We start from the raw sequence: 10147 nt of genomic DNA on the forward strand, positions 1-10147 counted from the left end.
TATAGCTCAGCTGGGAGAGCGCTTGCATGGCATGCAAGAGGTCAACGGTTCGATCCCGTTTAGCTCCACCAATTTGCCAGAGTCCGCAATAGCGGGCTCGACTGAAGGTTTTGCGTCCCCTTCGTCTAGTGGCCTAGGACACCGCCCTTTCACGGCGGTAACAGGGGTTCGAGTCCCCTAGGGGACGCCACGATTACCCGCTCTGCGGGACTTATAAGGCTCATTCGATTATTGAATGAGCCTTTTGTTTTTCTGCCCTCGCCATATCCGCCTGTTCCTAATTCTCCAGGAGCGCCCATGAACTGGGATCGGCCCGCCCCCTTCGTCATTGCCCTGACAGTCCAGCCCGACGACATCGACGGCCTCGGACACGCCAACAACGCCGTCTACGTCACCTGGCTCGAACGTTGCGCTTGGCAGCATTCTCAGCATCTGGGTCTGGATCTTGCGACCTATCGACAACTCGATCGCGCCATGGCCGTGGTTCGCCATGAAATCGACTACCTGGCCAGCGCCCACGAAGGCGATGGGCTGGAATTGGGCACCTGGATTCTGGAATGGGATCGACGCCTGAAGATGACCCGCCAGTTCCAACTGCTGCGTCCACGTGACGGCGCGGTCCTGCTCAGGGCACGCACCACCTTCGTCTGCATCGAACTGTCCAGCGGCAAGCCCAAGCGCATGCCGGCCGAGTTTCTGGATGGGTATGGTCAAGCCATAGTCATCCAATCCTAGGCTCTGTGTGAAAAGCCTTGATACTCAGTGATGCTGCGTTGAAAACAGCCTCGGAATGCTCATTTACAACCTGTAAACTCCGCTTCCTCGGCTGTTTTCGCCTTGCCTGACCTTCGTCTCAAGACTTTTAACACAGCCCCTAGAGAGCCCGCCCGCGCGCGGGCTTTCTGCTAGAATCCGCTCCCTTTCACGCCCCTGTCCGAGAAACACTTCATGCAATTAGCCTTGGCGCCCATGGAAGGCTTGGTCGACGATATCCTGCGCGACGTCCTGACCCAGGTCGGCGGCATCGACTGGTGCGTCACCGAATTCATCCGCGTCAACGAGCGCGTGCTCACGGCGGCCTACTATCACAAGTTCGGACCTGAGCTGTTGGCCGGCGCCAAGACCCGAGCCGGCGTGCCGTTGCGTGTGCAGTTGCTGGGTTCGGACCCGGTGGCGCTCGCCGACAACGCCGCGTTTGCCTGTACTCTCGGTGCGCCAGTAATCGATCTGAATTTCGGCTGCCCGGCCAAGACGGTGAACAAGTCGCGTGGCGGGGCAGTGCTGCTCAAGGAGCCGGAACTGCTTCATCGCATCCTGCGTGAAGTGCGCGCGACGGTGCCTGCGCACATTCCCGTGACGGCCAAGATGCGCCTGGGTTTCGACACCCCCGACAGCGCCATCGAGTGTGCCACCGCACTGGCCGAAGGGGGCGCCGAGGTGTTGGTCGTGCATGCGCGGACCAAGGTCGACGGTTACAAGCCGCCAGCGCACTGGGAGTGGGTTGCCAAGGTTCAGGACGTGGTAAAGGTGCCGGTCTATGCCAATGGCGACATCTGGACCGTCGCCGACTGGAGGCGCTGCCGTGAGGTCAGCGGTGCCAAGGACTTCATGCTCGGTCGTGGGCTGGTATCCAAGCCCGACCTGGCGCGGCAGATCGCCGCTGCGGAGCAGGGCATCGAGCTGCCAGACATGACCTGGGCCGAGCTGCTGCCGCTGATCCGCGAATTCTGGCGCCAGGCCCGTGCGCAGCTCACACCAAGACAGGCACCGGGCCGGCTGAAGCAGTGGCTGGCCATGCTGACCCGCACCTACCCCGAGGCGTCCGAGCTGTTCACCCTTGTGCGCCGCGAACAGGATTGTGACGCGGTCGAGCGCCTGCTGCAGCCGGGCTAGCGAGTCAGCAGGTCACAAGAAAACTCTTCGCACTGCGCAAGAAAAATTTTCCTGGAAGCTCTTGAAAGCGTTTGGCTGGTCCCTATCTATGGGTTACGCGATGCCGAATTCGGGTCGCGGAGACAATCACTCGCTGAGATTCAGGAGAAACACATGGCTACTGCATTTTCCCTTGCTCCACTGTTCCGCCACTCCGTGGGCTTCGATCGTTTCAACGATCTGTTCGAGTCTGCCGCACGCAACGAGTCGGCCAGCAGCTACCCACCCTACAACGTCGAAAAGCACGCCGATGATCAGTACCGGATCGTCATCGCCGCCGCAGGCTTCCAGGAAGAAGACCTGGAGCTGCAAGTCGAGAAGGGCGTTCTGACCGTCAGTGGTGGCAAGCGCGAGGCCGAGACCACCGGCGTGACCTACCTGCACCAAGGCATCGCCCAGCGCGCGTTCAAGCTGTCGTTCCGCCTCGCCGACCATATCGAGGTCAAGGCCGCGGCGTTGAACAACGGTTTGCTCAACATCGACCTGCTGCGTGTCGTGCCTGAAGAGGCCAAGGCCAAGCGCATCCCGATCAACGGATCTGCGCAGACCCGTCTGCAATAACGCTTGAGCTGTAGAAGAAAGGGCGCTTGGTGGAGCGCCCTTTTTTATTGCCCTTGATTTGGCAGATGTGTCAGGCGTGTCGACGCGGCTCGCTCAGCACTGGCACGCTACCGGCGGCAGGAAACAGCACCAGATGGTCGGCGGCGACCTGAATGCCCACCTCAGCGCCTGGCAGGTAATCCAGGTGACTGGGAAACACGGCTTCGAGCTGGCTGCCGGTGGGCAGCTGCAAACGATACAGGGTTGCCGCACCCTGGAAACTCTTGCCGACGATGCGCGCCTTGAGTGAGCTGTCGGGCGCATGCACGATGTCATCGGGACGCAGCAGCAGGTCGACAGCGCTGCCAGCAGGCCATGTGTAGGCGCGGTTGCCACGCAGCACGCCCAGCTCGGTGGTCACCGTCTCCGGATCCACCAACTGACCTCGAATGAAATAACCCTGGCCGATGAAACTCGCCACGAACGGCGAGGCGGGTTCGTGATACAGGTTGTACGGCGTATCCCATTGCTCCAGCCGACCCTCCTTGAACACTCCGACGTGGTCGCTGACGGCGAAGGCCTCTTCCTGATCATGGGTAACCAGGATGGCGCTGGTACCCCGGCGCTTGAGAATATCGCGCACCTCATGGCTCAGGCGACGGCGCAGCTCGACGTCGAGGTTGGAGAACGGCTCGTCCAGCAACAGCAGTTGCGGCTCCGGTGCCAGAGCCCGGGCCAGCGCGACACGCTGCTGCTGGCCTCCCGACAACTCATGGGGATAGCGCGCGTCCAGCCCGCCAAGGTTGACCAGTGCGAGCATGTCGCCGATCACCTGTGCCTGCCGGGGGTGCTTGCGAATGCCGAAAGCGATGTTCTGGGCAACGGTCAGATGGGGGAACAGTGCATAGTCCTGAAAGACCATGCCGATTCGACGCTTTTCCGGAGCCAGGGTATGGCCGGGCCGGGAAATGACCTCGCCGTCGAGGGTGATCTCGCCTTCATGGACCGATTCGAAGCCGGCAATGGCGCGCAGGGTCGTGGTCTTGCCGCAACCGGAAGAGCCGAGCAGGCAGCCAATGTCGCCCGCGTTGAGGTGCAGGTTGAGGTTCTGGACTACACGCTGAGCGCCATAGCCGCACGCCAGGTTGCGCAGTTCGAGCAGCAATGCGGTGCTCATTCAGGGCGATATCCGGGAGCGACCAGAAATTCCAGCAGCGCTTTCTGTGCATGCAGGCGGTTCTCCGCCTGGTCCCAGGCCACGGCGCGGGGATCGTCGAGCACATCGTGGCTGATCTCCTCGCCACGGTGGGCCGGCAGGCAGTGCATGAACAGCGCATCATCGGCCGCCATATCGAGCAGTTCGCGGGTCACCTGGAAGGGCTTGAACAGTTCAAGACGCCGTGCGGTTTCCTCTTCCTGGCCCATGGACGTCCAGACATCGGTGCTCACCAGATGGGCGCCACGCACGGCTTCGCGAGGATCGCGGACCACGCTGACGCGCTCCGGCGCCATGGCCACGAAGCGTGCGTCCGGCTCGAAACCTTCGGGGCAGGCGATGCGCAGCTGGAAATCGAACTGGATGGCCGCTTCTATATAGCTGTGGCACATGTTGTTGCCATCACCGATCCACGCCACGGTCTTGCCCTGGATGGCGCCGCGGTGTTCGAGAAACGTCTGCATGTCGGCCAGCAGCTGGCAGGGGTGCAGGTCATCGGACAGACCGTTGATCACCGGTACGCGCGAATTGGCCGCGAACTCGGTCAGTGTCTGGTGGGCGAAGGTGCGGATCATCACCGCATCGAGCATGCGCGACATGACGATGGCGCAATCGGCGATGGACTCGCCACGGCCCAGCTGCGTGTCGCGCGGGGACAGGAATATGGCCTGGCCACCTAGCTGGATCATGCCGGCTTCGAAAGACAGACGGGTGCGCGTCGACGACTTCTCGAAGATCATGCCCAGTACGCGGTTCTTCAAAGGCTCGAACAGCACGCTGCGCTGGCGCAGGTCCTTGAGCTCGATGCCTCGACGAATGATGCTGATTAGCTCTTCGGGCGTGCAATCCATAAGGGAGAGAAAGTGCCTTGCGCTCATCATTGACTACCTTTTGCCACGGACCGCAGGTGCTCGAAAACAGGTTTTTCGGAAAAACGAGTGAGACCTGCGGCGAAAGCCGCACGGGGCGACGAAATAAGGGAAGGCGCCATCCTATAAGGAACTGTCGCCTTTTACCAATAGCCGCTGAAGTTTTAACCGGCACGCACAAGTTTCCGAAGGTTTCGATCGCTGGATGTTTCTGCCGACCATCTGACGTTTCCTAAACATCGTCTGTGAGTTATAAATGCGTATTGCGAAGCACACGGAGTTTGCGGAATGGAATCGAAAGAACAACAACTGCTGGAGCTGCTGGGTCTGACCGCCCGCACCCTGACCCACCTGACGGCGTCCATGACTTCCATGTCGTTCGAGCTGCTGCGCAGTTCCGACGAGGTCACACGCTCGGCCGGCAAACACATGATCGATCGCATGGCGACCATCAGCACCGGACTGGACGACCACTGGCGACTCATCGGCGAACTGACCGGCGTGCACGTCGCCCAGGAAGAAGTCGAGACGGTTCTGGAAATCCAGATGCAGGCATTGCCTTCTTCTGTGCCGATGAACTGAATCGGTCGACCACCGCAAGCTCTTCTCCCAACGCCCCGCGCTGCAAGAGCCCGAGCGTTGCGCTCGGCTTTCCGTTACAATGCCTCACCGTGCCGACGACAGTGTCGGATAGACAAGCCGAGCGAGGTGCTCCATGGATATTATCGAAACGATCAAAGAGCAGATTGCCAACAACACGATCCTGCTTTACATGAAAGGCTCGCCGAACGCGCCTCAGTGCGGTTTCTCGGCCAAGGCTTCGCAGGCGATCATGGCCTGTGGCGAGAAATTCGCCTACGTCGACATCCTGCAGAACCCTGAAATTCGCGCCAACCTGCCCAAGTACGCCAACTGGCCGACTTTCCCGCAGCTGTGGGTGGCCGGTGAACTGGTAGGCGGCAGTGACATCGTGGCCGAGATGGCTGCCAACGGTGAATTGCAGACCCTGGTCAAGGAAGCTTCGGCCAAGGCCGCTCAGCCAAAAGCCGACGCCTGATCCGTGAGTGGCCGACATTCAAGTCGGCCAGGAACGAAAAAAGCCCCGCCTGTTCACACAGCGCGGGGCTTTTTCATGGTGCCGCTTCGGCAGCGCGGTGGGATCAGTCTTCTTCGCCCATGCTCGACTGCAGGTAGTTCTCGATTCCAACCTTGTCGACGAGGCTCAGCTGGGTTTCCAGCCAATCGATCTGCTCTTCCTTGCCTTCAAGGATGTCTTCGAGCATTTCACGGCTACCGAAGTCACCGGCAGTCTCGCAGTGGGCGATGGCGCCTTTCAGATCAGCCAGACCCTTGTATTCGATTTTCAGGTCGCAGCCGAGCATTTCGCTGGCGTGTTCACCGATCAGGATCTTGCCCAGTTCCTGAAGGTTGGGAATCCCCTCGAGGAAGAGAATGCGCTTGATCAGCTTGTCGGCGTACTTCATGGCATCGATCGAGGCCTTGTACTCGTGCTTGCCCAGCTTGTTCAGACCCCAATCTTCGTACATGCGGGCATGCAGAAAGTATTGGTTGATGGCGACCAGCTCGTTTCCGAGGATTCTGTTGAGATGCTGGATGACGCTGATTTCGCCTTTCATGGTCGGAGAGCCTGCGCGGGAATAGGAGTAATAGCGCGAAGTTTGGCCTCAGGAAGTTGCCATGTCAAACCTAAGTTATTGAATACTATATGAAAATTAATCGGAATAAGAATGACTGAGTTCCGCGTTTGTTGCTAAGTCATTGTATTTCAGACATAAAAAAACCGGGCATGGCCCGGTTTCTCAAAAGGGGGTGCTTCAGGCAGGTGTAAATTCCACGGGGTAGGACAGGGTGGATGCCTGGGCAGTCTGGATTTGCGTCAGCGTATCGCGTACCACTTCCTTGGCAAGGCAGGCACATTTACCGCATTGAGTAGCAACGCCGAGGGTTTCGCGCACATCACGATAGCTGCAGCAGCCTTCGTAGATTGCATCGCGAATCTGACCATCGGTGACACCCTGGCAAAGACAGACATACATACGTAAGAACCGCCGCTGTGTTGGTTTCAGTGCGGACGATCCTAATGTTAATGAGAATGCTTGTCAAAACAACTCGCGACTGCGCTCGCAACAGGCGATGAACGGTGCAGGAGTGCCGGTTGTTCCAGCAACTCCTGACACAGGTATTCAGTCGTTGAAGTCCTGCCAGCCGCCCATCTGCTTCCAGCGGTTGACGATGCCGCAGAACAGCTCGGCCGTCTTTTCAGTGTCGTAGCGCGCGGAGTGGGCTTCGCGACCGTCGAAGTCGATATCCGCAGCGTGGCATGCTTTTGCCAGAACGGTCTGACCGTAGGCAAGGCCCGCCAGGGTGGCGGTGTCGAAGCTGGAGAAGGGATGGAACGGGTTGCGCTTCATGTCGGTACGCGCGACGGCAGCATTGAGAAAGCCGAGGTCGAAGCTGCTGTTGTGGCCGACCAGGATCGCGCGCTTGCAGCCGTTGGCTTTGAGCGCCTTGCGGATGCCGCGGAAGATGTCGGTCAGCGCTGTCTCCTCGCTGACGGCCATGCGCAGGGGGTGATCCAGCTTGATACCGGTGAACTCCAGCGCCGCGGCCTCGATGTTGGCCCCTTCGAACGGTTCGACGCGAAAGAAGTAGGTGTGGTCGGGAAACACGAAACCCTTCTCGTCCATGCCGATCGTGGTCGCGGCGATCTCCAGCAAGGCATCGGTAGCGCTGTTGAAGCCGCCAGTCTCCACGTCCACGACTACCGGCAGGTAGCCACGAAAACGGGCGGCCATGGGATGGCGCGAGCCCGTACCCGCATTGCCCGTGTCTTCGTCGTCGTAGTTGTCTTCACTCACGCATCTTTCTCCAGCAGGCGCCAGCGCAGTTTTTCACCGGCGCGCAGCGGAATGACGACCTGCTCACCGAAGGGCAGGCTGGTTGGGGCGGTCCACTCGTCGCGGACCAGGGTAATGGTGTCGGTGTTGCGGGGCAGGCCGTAGAAGTCCGGGCCGTGCAGGCTGGCGAAGCCCTCGAGTTTGTCCAGGGCATTGCGCTGCTCGAACGCCTCGGCATACAGCTCGATGCCGGCGTAGGCACTGTAGCAACCGGCGCAGCCGCAAGCGGCTTCTTTCGCATGCTGGGCATGGGGCGCCGAATCGGTACCCAGGAAGAACTTGCCGCTGCCGCTGGTGGCGGCGTCGAGCAGGGCGACCTGATGGGTATTGCGCTTGAGGATCGGCAGGCAATAGAAGTGCGGCCGGATTCCGCCCACCAGCATGTGATTGCGGTTGTACAGCAGGTGCTGGGGGGTGATGGTCGCGGCGACATTGGCCGGCGCGGCCTTGACGAACTCGGCGGCCTCGGCGGTGGTGATGTGCTCGAAGACGACCTTGAGCGTGGGGAAACGCTCCACCAACCGGCGCATGTGCTCGTCGATGAAGATTTTCTCGCGGTCGAACACGTCGACGTCACCGCGGGTGACTTCGCCATGAATCAGCAGGGGCATCCCGGCATCGCTGAGCGCTTCGAGCGCCTCGGTGATGTTGTCCAGGCTGGTGACCCCGGAATCGGAATTGGTGGTGGCGCCGGCCGGGTACATCTTGGCCGCCTTGACGAATCCGCAAGCGGCGGCGGCACGGATGTCGGCGGCGCTGGTGCGGTCAGTCAGGTACAGGGTCATCAGCGGTTCGAAGGCGCTGCCTGCGGGGCGTGCGGCCAGGATGCGCTGGCGATAGGCATCGGCGTCGGCGGCGGTGCGCACCGGCGGTACCAGGTTGGGCATGACGATGGCGCGGGCGAAGATCCGCGATACATCGGCCACGGTATGCGGCAGCACGGCACCATCACGAAGATGTATGTGCCAGTCGTCGGGACGCAGAAGGGTCAGGCGGTCGGACATTGGGGATTCCAGGCGGTTCGAACTCGCCGCGAATGCTACCGGAAAACGCCGCCCACGGCATCCGCTATCAAGTTTTGCAGGCCATGTCCGATACCTTGGAAGTACCCCGTTCGAACCCGTGGAGCCTGTCGTGCGCCAGCGTTATCTTGCCCTGCTCAGTGTGTTTGCCAGCCTTCCGGCCCTGGCGATGAATTTCCAGACGCGTCTGGAGAATGTCGAGTGGAAAGTCGCGGGCGATCAGTTCGAGTGTCGATTGGGCCAGCCGGTCGCCAATTTCGGCTCGGCCGAGTTCGTGCGCCGGGCAGGCGAGCAGGCCGTGTTTCGCCTCAACTCCGTCAGTCATCTGCTGGGGACGGGCTCTGCCACTCTCCTGGCCGCCGCAGCACCCTGGCAGCCGGGCCGCGGCGACATCAACCTGGGCAGCGTCCGGCTGGGTCATGGCGAAGCCTTGCTGACCAGCTCGCAAAGCCAGGCCAGTGGTCTGATGAATGGGCTGCTGGAAGGGCGCATGACCCTGATACGCAGCCAGTCCGGCGGACAACCGGTGGAGATCCGCCTGTTGTCGGCACGCTTCGGCCAGGCTTTCGGCGAGTACCAGGCCTGTGCGGCGAAGCTGTTGCCGATGAACTACGACCAGATTCGCCTGAGCGATGTGGGCTTTCCCCGTGGTCTCGAGCTCGACACGGCGGCCAAGGCGCGTCTGGACAAGCTGCTGGCCTTCATGAAAGCCGATCCCAGCGTCAATCACGTGCAGCTCGACGGCCATTCGGACAACAGCGGCAACCGTCTGGTGAACCGCGACCTGTCCAGGCGCCGGGCGCTGGCCGTTCAGGACTACCTGCTGGCCCATGGTCTGAGCGAAAGCCAGATCACCTTGCGCTTTCACGGCGAAAGCTATCCGCTGGTGGCCAACAGCAATGCCGCCAATCGGGCCCGAAACCGTCGCGTGAGCATCGAGTTGTCTCGTGTGGAGGCGCCGCCAAGCGCTGCCCCCGCCGCCGATTCGCCCGCCGTTCTGGCCACCGACAAGCCGCCTGCGAAGCCATTGTGACTGTCGCGTGTTCAACCAAAGCTGTCGCGCCCCTGTAAATTCGTAGCCTTGGGCGGTAGAATCAACGGCTTTCCGTAGAACCCCGTGGAGTGATGGCATGGCGGACGTAAACAAGGTCGTTCTGGCGTATTCCGGCGGCCTGGACACTTCGGTGATCCTCAAGTGGCTGCAGGACACTTATAACTGTGAAGTAGTGACCTTCACTGCCGATCTCGGCCAGGGCGAAGAGGTCGAGCCGGCGCGCGCCAAGGCGCAGGCCATGGGCGTCAAGGAAATCTACATCGACGACCTGCGCGAAGAGTTCGTGCGCGACTTCGTGTTCCCGATGTTCCGTGCCAACACCGTGTACGAAGGCGAATACCTGCTGGGCACTTCCATCGCACGGCCGTTGATCGCCAAGCGCTTGATCGAAATCGCCAACGAAACCGGTGCGGATGCCATCTCCCACGGCGCCACCGGCAAGGGCAACGACCAGGTGCGTTTCGAGCTGGGCGCCTATGCGCTCAAGCCGGGCGTCAAGGTCATCGCGCCATGGCGCGAGTGGGACCTGCTCTCGCGTGAAAAGCTGATGGACTACGCCGAGAAGCACAACATTCCGATCGAGCGCCACGGCAAGA

Annotated in this window: 13 protein-coding genes and 1 tRNA gene; 8 read left to right on the forward strand and 6 right to left on the reverse strand. The window is 61.0% G+C overall.

Going from position 1 to position 10147, the window contains the following annotated elements; all coding sequences use genetic code 11:
* Positions 1-114 precede the first annotated feature (114 nt).
* From B2V21_RS16735 to B2V21_RS16750, 4 genes are all read left to right on the forward strand, one after another.
* Positions 115-190: transfer RNA gene (locus B2V21_RS16735), tRNA-Glu, on the forward strand.
* Between the two features lie 107 nt (positions 191-297).
* The gene (locus B2V21_RS16740) at positions 298-735 is read left to right on the forward strand and encodes an acyl-CoA thioesterase (RefSeq protein ID WP_286917448.1); all 438 of its coding nucleotides are present in this window, start codon (positions 298-300) and stop codon (positions 733-735) included.
* Positions 736-948: 213 nt separating this feature from the next.
* Entirely contained in the window at positions 949-1893 is a 945-nt protein-coding gene (locus tag B2V21_RS16745) for a tRNA dihydrouridine synthase (RefSeq protein WP_286917449.1), read from the forward strand.
* 153 nt (positions 1894-2046) lie between these two features.
* On the forward strand, positions 2047-2493 hold the full coding sequence (locus B2V21_RS16750; RefSeq protein WP_049861126.1) for an Hsp20 family protein: 447 nt from the start codon (positions 2047-2049) through the stop codon (positions 2491-2493).
* 70 nt (positions 2494-2563) lie between these two features.
* Here the strand turns inward: B2V21_RS16750 and B2V21_RS16755 are convergent, their stop codons facing one another.
* Positions 2564-3649, reverse strand: coding sequence for an ABC transporter ATP-binding protein (locus B2V21_RS16755; protein ID WP_286917450.1), 1086 nt, complete (start codon positions 3647-3649; stop codon positions 2564-2566).
* Entirely contained in the window at positions 3646-4566 is a 921-nt protein-coding gene (argF, locus tag B2V21_RS16760) for an ornithine carbamoyltransferase (protein WP_049861124.1), read from the reverse strand. The genes B2V21_RS16755 and argF overlap by 4 nt, the downstream gene beginning before the upstream one ends.
* Before the next feature lie 279 nt (positions 4567-4845).
* On the opposite strand from argF, the gene B2V21_RS16765 reads away from it, so the two are divergent.
* Together B2V21_RS16765 and grxD are read left to right on the forward strand one after the other, a co-directional pair.
* Complete coding sequence (locus tag B2V21_RS16765) at positions 4846-5139, forward strand: hypothetical protein (RefSeq protein ID WP_049861123.1); 294 nt, start codon at positions 4846-4848, stop codon at positions 5137-5139.
* 133 nt (positions 5140-5272) lie between these two features.
* Entirely contained in the window at positions 5273-5614 is a 342-nt protein-coding gene (gene grxD / locus B2V21_RS16770; protein WP_049861122.1) for a Grx4 family monothiol glutaredoxin, read from the forward strand.
* Between the two features lie 103 nt (positions 5615-5717).
* Here grxD and bfr read toward each other — a convergent pair whose 3' ends face one another.
* The 4 genes from bfr to pyrC all read right to left on the reverse strand — a co-directional run bounded on the left by bfr (position 5718) and on the right by pyrC (position 8479).
* A complete protein-coding gene (gene bfr, locus B2V21_RS16775) occupies positions 5718-6194 on the reverse strand; it encodes a bacterioferritin (RefSeq protein ID WP_286917451.1) in 477 nt (158 codons plus the stop codon).
* 198 nt (positions 6195-6392) lie between these two features.
* Entirely contained in the window at positions 6393-6614 is a 222-nt protein-coding gene (locus tag B2V21_RS16780; protein ID WP_049861120.1) for a bacterioferritin-associated ferredoxin, read from the reverse strand.
* 147 nt (positions 6615-6761) lie between these two features.
* Positions 6762-7436 carry a ribonuclease T gene (gene rnt / locus B2V21_RS16785; RefSeq protein WP_286917452.1) on the reverse strand — a complete coding sequence of 225 codons (675 nt, stop codon included), beginning with the start codon at positions 7434-7436 and terminating at the stop codon, positions 6762-6764.
* Positions 7433-8479, reverse strand: a complete 1047-nt coding sequence (gene pyrC / locus B2V21_RS16790) for a dihydroorotase (RefSeq protein WP_192000109.1) — start codon at positions 8477-8479, stop codon at positions 7433-7435. The genes rnt and pyrC overlap by 4 nt, the downstream gene beginning before the upstream one ends.
* Positions 8480-8609: 130 nt before the next feature.
* Here pyrC and B2V21_RS16795 point away from each other — a divergent pair, with 130 nt between their 5' ends.
* Both B2V21_RS16795 and B2V21_RS16800 read left to right on the forward strand, forming a co-directional pair.
* A complete protein-coding gene (locus tag B2V21_RS16795; protein WP_286917453.1) occupies positions 8610-9530 on the forward strand; it encodes a flagellar protein MotY in 921 nt (306 codons plus the stop codon).
* Between the two features lie 97 nt (positions 9531-9627).
* Positions 9628-10147, forward strand: a 520-nt coding sequence (locus tag B2V21_RS16800) for an argininosuccinate synthase domain-containing protein (protein ID WP_286917454.1), incomplete at its 3' end; no start/stop codon positions are given.

It is taken from the genome of Pseudomonas sp. UBA6276, from assembly GCF_002438365.1.
GTDB lineage: Bacteria > Pseudomonadota > Gammaproteobacteria > Pseudomonadales > Pseudomonadaceae > Aquipseudomonas > Aquipseudomonas coleopterorum.